This is a genomic window from Methanovulcanius yangii (assembly GCF_018687785.1).
GTDB lineage: Archaea > Halobacteriota > Methanomicrobia > Methanomicrobiales > Methanomicrobiaceae > Methanovulcanius > Methanovulcanius yangii.
This window is the reverse complement of sequence record NZ_LTBL01000001.1, coordinates 545,625-558,034: the sequence shown is the minus strand read 5'-3', so window position 1 is coordinate 558,034 and position 12,410 is coordinate 545,625. Positions and strand designations below refer to the sequence as shown.

Here is a 12,410-nt window from a genome sequence, read left to right as displayed (position 1 = left end):
TTAAAAAAAGATTTGAAAAAATTAGGGAAGTATAGCAGGTTTCAGATGTCCTCCTCACTATATTCCAGATATTGGTCTTTGGTGATCACAACAACACAGATGGATTCGCCCGAAGCCGAATCGCGGCGTATCGCAGATTTCAGTGCCCGTTTTGCAAGGTCAACCGCTTCATCCCGGGACATATCCTTGGTAAACCGGTCTTCAAGGACACCGTAGGCAAAGGGCGATCCCGACCCGGTCGCCACAATATCCTCTTCAAGTGAAGCGCCGCCGAGGGCATCGACCGAATAGACACTTGCCCCGGTCTTGTCAAACCCGCCGACGAGAAGCTGCACATAAAACGGGTACATGCGATTCTGGTTCAGCACATTCGAAAGAAGGGTCGCTGCGGCGCCGACCGTCATGGACCGTCCTCTGCGGATCTCATAGAGGGAGCATTCCACCTGCATCAGGCGTGCCAGCTGCTGTGCGTCACCCACGCCGCCGGCCGTCGTCATTCCGATACGGTCGGCTATCTGATAGACCTTTTTCGCCTTTTTGCTGGCAATCATGTTCCCCATCGTGGCCCGGCGTTCAGTAGCAAGAACAACTCCATCCTTGAACACGATTCCGACCGTAGTGGTTCCTTTACTTATTGTTTCAGAAAGTTCTGCCATTTGAAATCCTCCAGCCAAAAAGTACGCTATATAAATGATGAAAAGCGTTCAGATATACAATGTACCCCAATTTATTAAATGTATTGGCTGTATTCGCGTCAAACGAACGGAAAATGATATAGATTGCAGTCCAATTCAGACCGCATTCGCAGCATCGCCATTGACAAGGATCCGGATGAGATCCCGGTCATACAGCATTGAAATCATTTTTTTGTCGCCGTTGACGACCGGAAGCTGATCAACACGTGCGCGCTTCATCTTCAGGGCACATTCACTGATTTCTGCATTCAGGGGAACGGCTACAACATCGGTGACCATCGCCTCACGGACAGGTTTGTTCGGAAGCTGAACCTTGGATATCCCGTAGGATATGGTGTGCATATCCCGGATGGACTCCCACGTCCATTCGTCATCATCCGTTCCGTTCGAGAAATCACTGACCTCGACACTGTCTTCAATACATGAATGACGAATGAGATCAAGTTCGGAGATGATACCTGTCAGCTGCGCATTTTCGTTGAGGATCGGAACCGCATCATACCCGGACATCTCCATGATTCTTCCCACCAGAGGAAGCGGAGTGTTTTCCCACAGGGCAAAGGTATGTGTCATGAACCGGTTCTTGATCTCATGGGCAATCTTCATCTGGGCGATGGCACCGACGATATCCGACACACTGATAAGACCCACGAGACTCCCGTCTTCTATGACCGGAAGCCTGCGGAAATTGTTCCTTGTGAGGATTTCCGCCGCTTCTGCGATGGTTGCATCCGGGGTAATCGTGATGGGGTCGGGGGTCATCAGAAGACCGAGCTGCATCTCATCCGGCTTTCGGAGAAGATCCTTTCTGGTGATGATCCCGACCAGTACACCCTCTTTCAGGACGGGAACGCCACTGATGCCGGTTCGCTTGAGAATTCTGAGAACCTCATCCCGGTTTCCGGGGATCTCGACGGTGACGACATCGGTGGTCATCACATCGCGAACAATATTTTTACCTATACTCTCACCACCAGAGTACTGATTTTGCTGTGACGAACAACATGGGCAGATACACTCCCGAGGAGAATCTGTTCTATATCGCTCCTGCCATGCGATCCGACGACAATCAGGTCGGCACCGGTCTCCTCAGCGGCATGGATGATCTCAATTCCCGCATGGCCCTCTTTGAAGATGGTATCAACACTGACGCCAGCCTCCTTTCCGAGGTCCTCGGCATACTCAAAGACATTGTTTCCCTGCTGTTCGAACAGATTCCGGATATACTCCATCTTCTGATCGGCTGGGATGTCTTCGAACATACCGGTTTCAAGCACATAAACGACAGTAAGATCACTGCCCCATACCTTCGCCTCATCAACAGCGATTTTCAGGGTCTTACGACTGATATCGGAGCCGTCTACCGCAACCAGTATTTTCTTGTACACGGGTCACCTCTCCAGAAATGTCACTATAGAATATTGAATATCAATTTAAAATAGTTCCTTCAAACGAGAGTGAATTTAGTCGATTTACGACGGATCTCGCAATATTTTTAGAAAAAAGCGCATTGCCACGAGCACCATCGACAGTAATGAAATGTGCTTTATTCTGCTCGGCAATCAAGTAGGACGCTCCCGCAAGGGCTGCGCCCGCCGTAGCCATTCCAAGGATTGTCGCCGGTTCGAGACCATAGACATAGCTTACAAAGGACATCTCCGCTCCCATGTCCGGCTGGACGAACATGACATTGTCTGTCCCGAGAACGACGTTGCATCCGATATCCAGCATCCTGCGGATGGGGGGAAACTCAGGGGACGATGCAACTCCAAGCCGCCAGTTCGACCGGGGACAGACGGCAACGGGAATCCCCGCATCGGCGATCATTCTCAGCTGGCGATCGGTGGCATGGGTGCAGTGCACCAGAAGATCAGGTTCCAGGGCGATTGCCTCTTCCACATCACGGCTGTGTTTCTCGCCGGCATGCAATGCAACCATTTTTCCGGCACTGCGCGCCCGGGCGACCAGGTCCCCTGTCCCCGCGCCATGTTCGCGGACGGATGAGATGCCGAGCCCGTCGGCATCCGCTTCTCCGCCGTCCCTTCCGAAGATGACGGCGTCCATGCCCGACCCCCCGAGGGCGGTCCTCAGGGCGGCCACTCCGGCAGGACCCCCCTCCCGGAAATCCGCAAACCCGGATGTTCCCGTCATCCGCATCACGTCCACAGTCCCACGCATCGCATGGATCATAGCATCCGTTCCGGTCGTTCTCAGCAGCCGGTGTTTCAGCCCGTCCGGCGGAGCCACGAGTTCTGCAAGGCTACCGGGCGCGTCGATGTCCATGGCGACCGTATCGGCGATATGGGTATGGGCATTGAAAAAAGCCGGACAGACCCACCGCTCCGGGACCGTGTGCCTCTCCTCAATCTCGATGATGACACCGTCCCGGATATGAAGAGCGACCTTCTGTTCTTCAAATAATTCCCCGACAAGCGCCCGCCCCTCGAGAGTGTATTCCCCTCCCATTCTCCGTAACCTCTTATTTATATATCCAAAAAGCCAATATTAACTGTATGGCAAAGAAGAGTGGTGGAAGACTCGTATCCTCTGCAGGTCTTGTGACATATTATGACAGCGAAGACCGCAGAGCAATTCAAATCTCACCGCAATCAGTGATGATCGTTGCCGCTGTCATCGGAATCGCAACAATACTCCTGAATGCATTTTTCTAATTCATCTTTTTTAGCGCCCTGCGCGTGATATCCTCTTCGGGGGTAAAGTACAGTTCATCATGGCCTTCCCATTCGGGGAAATTCCTGCACACGACAGCCGGAACACCACGGTGACTCTCACCCATCACAAAGTTTGCAATACCTGCGATCTCATCCACAACCGCCTCTTCGGTTATCTCAAGAACCCGTCCGAAGAGATCCGTATCCCCGCGGTAGTCCTGGATTGCCGGCATGCCGCTCCACCCGATGGCAACACCGGTCTGTCCGCGCCGGAAGGATCGTCCGCAGGTATCGGTGACGATCACCCGCACATCCGCACCACAGACGTTCTTGATGCCCTGTCTCAGGTCTTCGGCTGCTCCCATGGGGTTGGGCGGGAGGAGAATGATGAGACCCCTGTCAACATTCGAATTGTCCACACCGGCACGCACCCCGACATGGCCATGCGGCAGCTGGCAGAGGAGGAACGGATACTCGAGGATGATGTCATCGGTTTCATCGAGAATTGCCTGGATAAACCGGGGGTCCTCGCCGCATTTCTCCCCGATACCTGCTGCCTTCTCCGTCGGCGTGATATCGGCAAGCCGCCGGCAGTGCCCTTTTGATTTCGAGTAGACGGACGATGCCACACAGAGAATATCCCCGTCTCTGACATCAACACAGGCGGCGATCAATGCAGGAAGATCGTCCCCTTTTTTAATCATCGGGAGTCCCTCCACCGGAATTATTTCTAGACTCATTAATGAGGATGAACATCGAATGTAGAAAAATCATTGTGTTTGCTCCACCCCGACAGCGCCGGGGAAGAGTTTTACGGTAACATTCATATAGCGCAGCAGAGAATGTATCGGTTATCTCATGTACCTAGTCATACGATGTCCGAACTGCGGTACGTTCACCTATGTCGACCAGTACCAGGAATGGAAATTGTGTGCCATATGCGGAGAAACAATCAATTCCCGACGTGCAGAGATCTATCTTGATCTTCACAACCACCGCGATGCTGAGGCGGTCGTGCATGAACTGGAGCGGTTCCTTCACACAACAGGAAAGCATGATCTCAGCGAAGAAGAAAAGGTGGGCCTGCAGACCGCATATGCCCGCTGGATACGGACAAACACCCTATAACCAGGGCTTGCCGCACCCCGGGCAGATCATGGTGACCTTTCTTCCGCAATATGGACAGTACAGTCCGTTTTTTTCATGATAGATCAGTTCACGTCCGCATTTCCGGCAGTGAACATCAGCCTCATATCCACAGGTGTGCCTGAGCATCAATCAATATATTTGAATTTGTTTATATAAAGTGTTCCCAGTCCCCGGGAGATATGGTCACCCGTGAATCTGGTCAGGACCTGATCGCCCCGCTGTTGTGTCCCTTCATTCCTGAAGGTCGGGAGCATATCATGAACGGTCCCCAGTACCGTACAGGTGCCTCCGGTCATATTCCCGCAGGGCCGGGAACAGTCGCCTTTGATGACGAGGGTGCCGTCTTTCATGTCGACACCGGGCATATCCCCGGCATCACCATGGATGATGATCTCCCCGCCGGCAAGGGTTTCTCCGGCAAAATCACCGGCATCCCCCATGATCTCGATGGTACCCCCTTTCATCCCGTGCTTTTCACCGCGATACCCGGACCCGGCATAATCACCGGCATTTCCATGGCAGATGATCGTTCCGCCGTTCATCTCCCGGCCCAACCATGAGTCGGCATTGCCCCTGATCTCAATGACACCGTCACTCATGAAATTGCCACAGTGCATCCCGATATCGCCCTCGATGGTGATCTTCCCTCCATCCATGTACTCCCCGATGCGTTTGATATGGGAGCTGTCGCCACGGATGATAATCTCCACCTTATCGACCGAATTGGCGTGACCGTCACGACGGATACGGAAGACATCCCGCAGTTCGAGCTTTTTGTTTCCCTTCCAGACGTAAAACGTCCGCTCCGGCCCCACAAAGTTCTTCGGGACGATACATTCCGCCTCGATGGGAAGGTTCGGCCGATGCCGTTCCCTGACTTCCATGATGACTCTCATAGCGACACCTCCGTCTCGATACAGACATTGCGTTTCGTATACTCATCCTGTACCGGATAATTCGCCATCCTCATGGAATAGTACTTGTTGAAACTGTCGATGAATTCGGGGTCGCGGCCCATATCATAATTCTCAGGAACCCGTGGGCGGACCCAGAAGGTACGATTCGAGTAATCGATGGTACAGGTGCCCTTGCGTGCCACCACATGACCCATCTTGATGGTATAATCGGTCATTGAAAAGCCATTGATGACAGATTCATAGTCCTGCGCGGGGTCCGTCGACGCAACATCGATCGGATAGATCGCAATATCGGCATCCGCTCCCTCCGCAAGATGCCCTTTTCCATGATCCACGAGACCGAGCGCCCGGGCCTGTGCAGACCGTGTTGCAATGACGATCTCCTCCCAGTCAAATTCCCTGTCGAGAGCAGGAAGTGACACGCGTGATTCCGTCCCCGGATCAACCGTTGCAAACTCAGCATCCCGGTATTTTTTGCTCATCAGAAGCGCCATCACCTCGGGGTACCGGACAAAGGGCGCACCGTTCGGATTGTCGGTTGCAAGGATACACTGCCACGGGCTCTCAACAAGCAGGCCCAGTTCAAGACCAATGGCCCACATGATTGAATTGACCAGATTTTTTCTGCTGTAGAGAACAGGTATGACCCCGGAACCTGTCTCGAGCTCGACATCATGGTTGCTCCATTTATTATGATACAACCGGTAGAGGTTGAACTCCATCGGGCCGTCGGCAGTCATCGTCGTGGTCTTCCCGAACATCACCTGACCGGTATCGATGACGATATGCGGCTTGTTGTTCACCGAGCGGGCGATATCCTCCGCCTTCGAGCAGAAGTCGTGCCATGACGTCCCCCCGTAGGAATGGAACTGCACATGCGTTGAATAGAGCGACTGCCTCTTGTCGTTCAGGTCCGGTATCGAGTTGTAGGTGTCAAGGGTACAGAGGTAGTTCCCCGGTTTGCCGAGATTGTTGCAGTGAAGGTGGACGGAATGGGGAAGACCCAGCATCTCGTTCGCTTCAATCATCGAGGTGATGATCTCACGCGGCGAGACATTGAAGTGCTCAATGCGCTTGTGAATACATGAGACATCGCGCCCGAATCCCCATGACTCGGTTCCGCCGGGATTGGTGAGTTTGACGGCAAATCCCTTCGAAGCGGTCAGATACCATGCGATAATTCCAGCCAGACGCTTGATATCCTTGTTTCCGATGGCCTCCAGCGCCTGCCAGTTGCCGTCAAAAAGGGTATTTGCCATACAGTCCTGCAGCGGTGTATACTGGAATTCCTCGTGGGTGTGGCGGGCCTCCATGGGTGCCATCGCCCCCTCGAGGAGGGTCGTATACCCCATCCGGGCATACCGGTAACTGTTCCCGTAGGTCGTCGGGACGGAAAATCCCGAGGTGGCATGCATATCACCCTTCCGGGTCGTCCTGCCAGCCCGCATGTCCTCGGGACTCATGTACCGGCCGAAGTTCACCTTGGTCCCGCAGATATGGGTGTGGGAATCGATACCTCCGGGAAGAGTGAGCATGCCATGGGCGTCGATGACATCGGCCGAACTTCCGACCGATTCAACGATCTTCCCGTCCCGTACGGCGATATCCATAATCTCGCCGGAAATGCCGCCCAGCGGGTCGATCACGTACCCGTTTTTAATGAGAAGTTCGCTCATCGACTCTTCACCTCCATCATCTTCCCATAAATTCTCGACAGGATCTCCTCGTCACTCGGATACCCCAAATCCAGCGCTTTTTTCACTTTCAGGGGAATACCGTCCATACGGTATGCCGTCCCCTCCGCATCGATGCCGGTGACCGCTACCGGAATCTGGAGGGTTGCCACCGTCGTCGTGAGCGTCTGGAAGGGATCGATGACGATCGTCGGTATGTCCTTCATATGTTCGACACAGGCCCGGGGGAAATGCGCCCCCGGATCGCTTGCCACCACGAGGCACGCATCGCACTCCTTTCGCGCAAGGATATCGATGGCAGAGGTCTCTCCGGGATTGTAGAACGCCACTCCCCGGCAGAAATCCACTGCATACGGATATCCCGTCATCCACGTAAAGACTTCATTCGACCCGTACACATTCCAGTGGCCACGCATGGGGGTGAGGGTAAACTTCGTATGGCGGTTCAGTTCATCGACAAGTTCGATGGCATTGCGGACGTTCTTGTATTTGCCCTTCACCATGGTAAGACCAAGGCCGAAGAAGAGCGCCCCGAACTTGCAGGTCTTGCAGAGCTCCGCCACTTTGAAAAGCTGTTCCCTGCTCACGCCTGCAACCGACTCGGGGATGATGTCCCCTTTTCCACGGACGATGGCACGGAGTGCCGAGATGACGGCATAATCGCCGCCGGGTTTGATGCGCACGAATTCGTCCGCAATTTTTGCCGTCTCCGTTTCACGGACATCGACGACGATTACCTTGCGATCCCTGAAGGAGTTGTCGAGGAAATACCCGTCCGCATACACCGTGTACCGGCTCATATGACGCGGATGCCCTTCCACCGGATTGCACCCCCAGTAGATGATCAGGTCGGCGCGGTTCTTCACCTGTCCGAGGGTGCAGCCCGGATGCCCTACCTCCTGAATCGCAAGGATGGATGGTCCGTGACAGACGGAGGTGGTGCTGTCGATGACTCCGCCGATGAGCTCGTTCATGTGAACGCCGATACACTGCGCCTCTCCGTGAGTCCCGGACCAGCCGAACATCAGAGGACGATCAGCATCAAGGAGCGTGTCGACCGCGTACTGAACGGCCTCCTCATACCCGGTCTCCTCCCATGCACCGTTCTTCCTGATGATGGGGGACTTCAGGCGGTTTTTCCCCATGAATTTTGCATTTCCGACGGTGCAGCAGTTGTCGGCGGCAATGATCATGTCATTTTCAACCGTCAGGGTCACATCATCACAGAGACAACCACAGAACGGACAGACCATATCCTCAATGGTTTTCATAGGAGATCCCCCCCATATCCCGCATCAGCTCAGCGGCACTCTTCCGTTTCTCATCGGTGGCGATGACCTCAATATCTGAGTGCTTGTAGTCAGGCATTCCCGTACTGTGCGTCGTCGACGGGAGAATGGCATTGCAGTGGCGGCCATACGGGATGAATATCATTCCTTCGGGCAGCCCTTCATCCGTTTTTACTGTCAGCACCACCTCACCTACACCCGTTGATGCCTTCACGTTTTCATTCTCCTCGACACCAAGAGCCAGCATGTCCATCGGGTGCATGAAACAGGTTCCCGTCTCGTCGCTGTAGGCGCTTCCAAGTTTGCTTTCGATGTGCTTGCCCTGACGGATGGTGCGTCCCGTATTCATGATGAACTTCATGAGCTCTCCTCCAGGACACCCTTGTCACCATGAATCCCCCGGACAACCCGCGCCACACGGATGGCATGATTGGGACAGGTCTCTTCACACGTCTTGCACCCGGTACATTTCTCCGGATGAATGACTCTCATCTCACCACGGATAATGCGCATGATCACCTCTTCGCTGGAAGCGGTGCCGGTTCCGGCGAGGTAGGGGTCGATCTCCTTGTTGACGGGGCAGGCAACAGAGCAGTTTCCGCACCGTTTGCACAGAGCAGGATCTATGATGACATGGAAGGTCGATGCATACATGGTCTGATCCCTTTTCTGGACATCAAGGATTCTTCCGGAGGTGAGCACATTTTCAGGACATGCCTCCACACAGAGACCGCACCGGATGCAGTGACCAAGATGGATATGGGGCATCCATACCTCTCCTTCCCGGAGAACATCGATCGCCCCCGGGGCGGGACAGATCATGCGGCAGGCAAGGCAGTGGGTGCAGAGGTTTTCGGTGGTCTGCGGAAATCCCCTGAAATGCGGGGGAGTCTCAAGTGGGGCAGTCTTCACGAAGAAGAATTTCCTCAGCCATTCTCCCCGGGCGAATTCCTTCAGATACCAGATGACGGATGAACTCATGGTTACCTCTCATTGCATGCGATACATGGGTCCGAGCTGATATAGGTCGCAGTAATATCAGCAGCAGAAAGCACTCCTTTGAGCATATAATGGGCACATGCTTCTATGTTCATAATCGACGGCGTCCGTATGCCGATGTCGGTCACCCTGCCGAATTCGTCGGTCGTGATCTGGTAGGTAAGCTCCCCGCGGGGTGCCTCCCCGGCCCACCGCGACGTTCCGGCGATGACCGCTCCACCGCCGCGGATATCTCCGGGCTCGAGGCGATTGAGGCATTCACGAATGAGGGCGGTGCTCTGGAAGACTTCATCGAACCTGACCATGATCCGGGCGTAGTTGTCTCCCTCGGTATACACCACAGGCGAGAAATCCAGCCGGCGATAGGTCGGATGCTCCAGACGATAGTCGTGTGCTATCCCGCTCGCCCTCGCCGTCGGTCCTACCGCATGCGCCTCGATGGCCTCTTCCCGGGTGAAAATTCCTATCTCTTTGCTCCTGAGAGCAATCAGGGAACCATTCCTGAACATGGAGACAAAACGGGCAAGTTCGCTGTCAATCGTATCCAGCGTCTCCCGTAACCACCGGGCATCCTCTTCCGAGATGTCAAACCTGACACCGCCGGGAATGATGTACGAACACGTAACGCGGGCACCGGTGAGTCGCTCAATCGCATCCATCGCCGTCTCCCGCAGGTTGAGCAGATACATCGCGAGTGTTTCATGCTCGATCGTATAGCAGTACGAGTAGTTTGCCAGAAGATGACTCTGGATGCGGTCCAGTTCATTGGATATGACCCGGAGATAGGCCGCCCGGTCCGGCAGGGGGATATCCGAGATCAGCTCCACCCCTTCGATAAAAACCATATTATGGATGACCGAGCAGATGCCACAGACCCGCTCGGCGAGGAACATGACCTCCTGCCATGGCCGCCCCCGCATGATACGCTCGATCCCTTTCTTCACGTATCCAAGCTCCACCTCGGCATTCAACACATATTCTCCCCGCGTTTCACATTTGATCCGACAGGGCTCCTTGAACACCGGATGGACAGGACCGATGGGAAGAGAGACATCAACCGTTCGCTTCATTTTCCATCACCCTCGTAATCCTTGAATACCACCGGTGCCAGCGAGAGAACCGCCTGCAGAATTTCCGTGGGCCGGGGGGGGCATCCCGGCACTTCGGCTGCTATCGGGATGTGCTTTCGCACCGGCGGGTCCACATAACTGCCTTCGCGGTTGAACACACACCCTGAAATCGGGCAGTTTCCGATGGCGATGGCCACCTTTGGCTCGGGAATCTTCTCCCATAGATCCATGAGTTTATCCTCCCACTGCGGGGAAAAAGCCCCGGTGATCAGGAGAACATCCGCCTCTCGCGGGTTATTATGGACATAGATGCCGTATTGTTCAATATCATACCGCGGGGCCAGACATGCAAGAATCTCAATGTCGCATCCGTTGCAGGACCCGACATTGACATAACAGACATGAATCGACCTCGACCGCACCGTATTTTTGAGGTCCTGTAATCTGCTCATCTTCGTATCATCTCCCTGATTGCATCCATCCCCTCATCATACACATCGGCTTCGGGATTGCCGTCCCGTATGCGCGACCGCACACGTTCCTCCACCGCCTTCATCTCTCCCTGAGGGAGCATGGGGATATAGACGGTGAGGAGACGCACTCCCAGTTGCCGTTCCACCGGGTCATGGATGCTGTCCGTTGTTTTCCATACCTCGTACCGCGCGGGAATATTTTCCAGAAATGACATGTCACACTCATCGATCATCTTTCGCCGGATGATCTGCCTGCCAAGTGCATAATGCGCAGCGATTTCGGTTACAACCGGCTCATGAAGCGGACTCGTGACGATGATATATTTCATCTGCCTTAGATCCCGTTCATACAGGTAGTCCGCCATCAGACGACCCCTCCTGCAGTCAGGGCTCCGTAGAGCACAAAGAGTCCGATACAGAGCCAGAGCATCACCATCTCCACCCTCTTCAGGACCGGTTCATTCTTTGCCCAGACCAGCCCGGCGAGCCCTGCCAGACCGACCAGAAGAAGTGCTGCGCCGGTGAATACCTCGGGCCTCGTTGCAACCTGCCAGGCGGCAATGAGGATATACCCGATAATTCCAAGTGTCATTGCCTTTCGAAGAAGCGTCATGCGATCACCACCAGAACACCAAGCCATATCACCAGGATACATATCGCCACCATCTGAACCGTCACTGAATCATAGGGACTGAGCATCGGAGAGACGGCACAGACAAAGGACAGGGACACCAGAAGCACCAGCATGGCAACCAGCATCAGCACCGGATTCATCTGCCCGATGAAGATGAGAATGAACGCATAGAGAAGCACGAATGTCTTTATTGCATCCCCTATCTGGAGACCTGCCCGCCAGACACCGAAGTGTTCGGTCTGGTAACCGCTTACAATCTCCTTGCTCTCGACGATGGAGAACGGCCCGTAATGCATCTTGGAGAGAATGACCATATACATTGCAATACCGGCAGGAAGTATCGAAATCAGGATTGGACCGTTAATTGCCTGGTAGGCGACGAGATCCGATATCATCAGCGAACCGGTGAAGAAGTAGATACCGCCGATGACCGCAAAGAGCGGGATCTCCGACGATGCGGAGATGACGGATCGAATTCCACCGAATTTCGCATACGGCGAACCGGGCGAGAGGCCGACACCATGCTCGACCATCTTGTGCAGCATGTAAATTCCAAAGAGGATGAGGATGCTCCCCCCTGCAAGCACGACATACAGAGCCGCCGTCCAGATGCCTATCGCGACGATGACGATGCCGACATAGAGGAGTCTGCTTGCGGTCTTGGGGACCCATGTTTCCTTGAAGGAGAACTTCAGGGTATGGAGGATCTCCTGCCAGACGGGAGGTCCCGGCCGTCCCTGCACCCGTGCGATGACCTTCCGGTGGATACCCAGAAAGAGCAGTCCCAGAATCACGGCAATTACGAGTTCTACCAGCAT

The 12,410-nt window shown here is 54.4% G+C and carries 18 protein-coding genes; 2 read left to right on the top strand and 16 right to left on the bottom strand.

Features of this window, described 5'->3' with window-relative positions; genetic code table 11:
- Nucleotides 1-41: 41 nt before the first annotated feature.
- From psmB to AZH53_RS02895, 4 genes are all read right to left on the bottom strand, one after another.
- The gene (gene psmB / locus AZH53_RS02910; protein WP_319642048.1) at nucleotides 42-656 is read right to left on the bottom strand and encodes an archaeal proteasome endopeptidase complex subunit beta; all 615 of its coding nucleotides are present in this window, start codon (nucleotides 654-656) and stop codon (nucleotides 42-44) included.
- Between the two features lie 135 nt (nucleotides 657-791).
- Nucleotides 792-1,631, bottom strand: coding sequence for a CBS domain-containing protein (locus AZH53_RS02905; protein WP_319643632.1), 840 nt, complete (start codon nucleotides 1,629-1,631; stop codon nucleotides 792-794).
- Nucleotides 1,632-1,654: 23 nt separating this feature from the next.
- A complete protein-coding gene (locus AZH53_RS02900; RefSeq protein WP_319642047.1) occupies nucleotides 1,655-2,083 on the bottom strand; it encodes a universal stress protein in 429 nt (142 codons plus the stop codon).
- A 40-nt stretch (nucleotides 2,084-2,123) separates the two neighbouring features.
- The gene (locus AZH53_RS02895; RefSeq protein WP_319642046.1) at nucleotides 2,124-3,161 is read right to left on the bottom strand and encodes an amidohydrolase family protein; all 1,038 of its coding nucleotides are present in this window, start codon (nucleotides 3,159-3,161) and stop codon (nucleotides 2,124-2,126) included.
- Nucleotides 3,162-3,208: 47 nt separating this feature from the next.
- Between AZH53_RS02895 and AZH53_RS02890 the strand changes: the two genes are divergently transcribed.
- Complete coding sequence (locus tag AZH53_RS02890) at nucleotides 3,209-3,367, top strand: preprotein translocase subunit Sec61beta (protein WP_319642045.1); 159 nt, start codon at nucleotides 3,209-3,211, stop codon at nucleotides 3,365-3,367.
- On the opposite strand, the gene AZH53_RS02885 is transcribed toward AZH53_RS02890, so the two are convergent.
- A complete protein-coding gene (locus AZH53_RS02885; protein ID WP_319642044.1) occupies nucleotides 3,364-4,107 on the bottom strand; it encodes a coenzyme F420-0:L-glutamate ligase in 744 nt (247 codons plus the stop codon). The genes AZH53_RS02890 and AZH53_RS02885 overlap by 4 nt on opposite strands.
- A 118-nt stretch (nucleotides 4,108-4,225) precedes the next feature.
- Between AZH53_RS02885 and AZH53_RS02880 the strand changes: the two genes are divergently transcribed.
- On the top strand, nucleotides 4,226-4,495 hold the full coding sequence (locus tag AZH53_RS02880) for a DUF1922 domain-containing protein (protein WP_319642043.1): 270 nt from the start codon (nucleotides 4,226-4,228) through the stop codon (nucleotides 4,493-4,495).
- Here the strand turns inward: AZH53_RS02880 and AZH53_RS02875 are convergent.
- The 11 genes from AZH53_RS02875 to AZH53_RS02825 are packed head-to-tail and all read right to left on the bottom strand — an operon-like array spanning nucleotide 4,490 to nucleotide 12,410.
- Nucleotides 4,490-4,642: a DNA helicase PriA gene (locus tag AZH53_RS02875; RefSeq protein WP_319642042.1), complete on the bottom strand. Its 153-nt coding sequence runs from the start codon at nucleotides 4,640-4,642 to the stop codon at nucleotides 4,490-4,492. The two genes, AZH53_RS02880 and AZH53_RS02875, sit on opposite strands and share 6 nt — an antisense overlap.
- A complete protein-coding gene (locus tag AZH53_RS02870; RefSeq protein WP_319642041.1) occupies nucleotides 4,642-5,412 on the bottom strand; it encodes a formylmethanofuran dehydrogenase subunit C in 771 nt (256 codons plus the stop codon). The genes AZH53_RS02875 and AZH53_RS02870 overlap by 1 nt, the downstream gene beginning before the upstream one ends.
- Nucleotides 5,409-7,109, bottom strand: a complete 1,701-nt coding sequence (locus AZH53_RS02865) for a formylmethanofuran dehydrogenase subunit A (protein WP_319642040.1) — start codon at nucleotides 7,107-7,109, stop codon at nucleotides 5,409-5,411. The genes AZH53_RS02870 and AZH53_RS02865 overlap by 4 nt, the downstream gene beginning before the upstream one ends.
- Nucleotides 7,106-8,398, bottom strand: coding sequence for a formylmethanofuran dehydrogenase subunit B (locus AZH53_RS02860; protein ID WP_319642039.1), 1,293 nt, complete (start codon nucleotides 8,396-8,398; stop codon nucleotides 7,106-7,108). The genes AZH53_RS02865 and AZH53_RS02860 overlap by 4 nt, the downstream gene beginning before the upstream one ends.
- A complete protein-coding gene (locus AZH53_RS02855; RefSeq protein ID WP_319642038.1) occupies nucleotides 8,385-8,777 on the bottom strand; it encodes a molybdopterin dinucleotide binding domain-containing protein in 393 nt (130 codons plus the stop codon). Before AZH53_RS02855 ends, AZH53_RS02860 begins: the two co-directional genes overlap by 14 nt.
- Complete coding sequence (locus tag AZH53_RS02850; RefSeq protein WP_319642037.1) at nucleotides 8,774-9,397, bottom strand: 4Fe-4S binding protein; 624 nt, start codon at nucleotides 9,395-9,397, stop codon at nucleotides 8,774-8,776. The genes AZH53_RS02855 and AZH53_RS02850 overlap by 4 nt, the downstream gene beginning before the upstream one ends.
- Before the next feature lie 2 nt (nucleotides 9,398-9,399).
- Nucleotides 9,400-10,485: a hydrogenase large subunit gene (locus AZH53_RS02845; RefSeq protein ID WP_319642036.1), complete on the bottom strand. Its 1,086-nt coding sequence runs from the start codon at nucleotides 10,483-10,485 to the stop codon at nucleotides 9,400-9,402.
- Entirely contained in the window at nucleotides 10,482-10,937 is a 456-nt protein-coding gene (locus tag AZH53_RS02840; protein WP_319642035.1) for an NADH-quinone oxidoreductase subunit B family protein, read from the bottom strand. The genes AZH53_RS02845 and AZH53_RS02840 overlap by 4 nt, the downstream gene beginning before the upstream one ends.
- Nucleotides 10,934-11,323: a hypothetical protein gene (locus AZH53_RS02835; protein WP_319642034.1), complete on the bottom strand. Its 390-nt coding sequence runs from the start codon at nucleotides 11,321-11,323 to the stop codon at nucleotides 10,934-10,936. Before AZH53_RS02835 ends, AZH53_RS02840 begins: the two co-directional genes overlap by 4 nt.
- Nucleotides 11,323-11,571 (bottom strand): hypothetical protein, encoded by a 249-nt coding sequence (locus tag AZH53_RS02830; RefSeq protein ID WP_319642033.1) that lies wholly within the window; start codon nucleotides 11,569-11,571, stop codon nucleotides 11,323-11,325. Before AZH53_RS02830 ends, AZH53_RS02835 begins: the two co-directional genes overlap by 1 nt.
- Nucleotides 11,568-12,410 (bottom strand): respiratory chain complex I subunit 1 family protein, encoded by an 843-nt coding sequence (locus AZH53_RS02825; RefSeq protein WP_319642032.1) that lies wholly within the window; start codon nucleotides 12,408-12,410, stop codon nucleotides 11,568-11,570. The genes AZH53_RS02830 and AZH53_RS02825 overlap by 4 nt, the downstream gene beginning before the upstream one ends.

What these genes read in the sequence shown, in the direction of transcription:
- psmB (WP_319642048.1), bottom strand. Translation starts at nt 656, where the DNA reads ATGGCAGAACTTTCTGAAACAATAAGTAAAGGAACCACTACGGTCGGA.
- AZH53_RS02905 (WP_319643632.1), bottom strand. Translation starts at nt 1,631, where the DNA reads ATGACCACCGATGTCGTCACCGTCGAGATCCCCGGAAACCGGGATGAG.
- AZH53_RS02895 (WP_319642046.1), bottom strand. Translation starts at nt 3,161, where the DNA reads ATGGGAGGGGAATACACTCTCGAGGGGCGGGCGCTTGTCGGGGAATTA.
- AZH53_RS02890 (WP_319642045.1), top strand. Translation starts at nt 3,209, where the DNA reads ATGGCAAAGAAGAGTGGTGGAAGACTCGTATCCTCTGCAGGTCTTGTG.
- AZH53_RS02885 (WP_319642044.1), bottom strand. Translation starts at nt 4,107, where the DNA reads ATGAGTCTAGAAATAATTCCGGTGGAGGGACTCCCGATGATTAAAAAA.
- AZH53_RS02880 (WP_319642043.1), top strand. Translation starts at nt 4,226, where the DNA reads ATGTACCTAGTCATACGATGTCCGAACTGCGGTACGTTCACCTATGTC.
- AZH53_RS02875 (WP_319642042.1), bottom strand. Translation starts at nt 4,642, where the DNA reads ATGCTCAGGCACACCTGTGGATATGAGGCTGATGTTCACTGCCGGAAA.
- AZH53_RS02870 (WP_319642041.1), bottom strand. Translation starts at nt 5,412, where the DNA reads ATGAGAGTCATCATGGAAGTCAGGGAACGGCATCGGCCGAACCTTCCC.
- AZH53_RS02865 (WP_319642040.1), bottom strand. Translation starts at nt 7,109, where the DNA reads ATGAGCGAACTTCTCATTAAAAACGGGTACGTGATCGACCCGCTGGGC.
- AZH53_RS02860 (WP_319642039.1), bottom strand. Translation starts at nt 8,398, where the DNA reads ATGAAAACCATTGAGGATATGGTCTGTCCGTTCTGTGGTTGTCTCTGT.
- AZH53_RS02855 (WP_319642038.1), bottom strand. Translation starts at nt 8,777, where the DNA reads ATGAAGTTCATCATGAATACGGGACGCACCATCCGTCAGGGCAAGCAC.
- AZH53_RS02850 (WP_319642037.1), bottom strand. Translation starts at nt 9,397, where the DNA reads ATGAGTTCATCCGTCATCTGGTATCTGAAGGAATTCGCCCGGGGAGAA.
- AZH53_RS02845 (WP_319642036.1), bottom strand. Translation starts at nt 10,485, where the DNA reads ATGAAGCGAACGGTTGATGTCTCTCTTCCCATCGGTCCTGTCCATCCG.
- AZH53_RS02840 (WP_319642035.1), bottom strand. Translation starts at nt 10,937, where the DNA reads ATGAGCAGATTACAGGACCTCAAAAATACGGTGCGGTCGAGGTCGATT.
- AZH53_RS02835 (WP_319642034.1), bottom strand. Translation starts at nt 11,323, where the DNA reads ATGGCGGACTACCTGTATGAACGGGATCTAAGGCAGATGAAATATATC.
- AZH53_RS02830 (WP_319642033.1), bottom strand. Translation starts at nt 11,571, where the DNA reads ATGACGCTTCTTCGAAAGGCAATGACACTTGGAATTATCGGGTATATC.
- AZH53_RS02825 (WP_319642032.1), bottom strand. Translation starts at nt 12,410, where the DNA reads ATGCTGGTAGAACTCGTAATTGCCGTGATTCTGGGACTGCTCTTTCTG.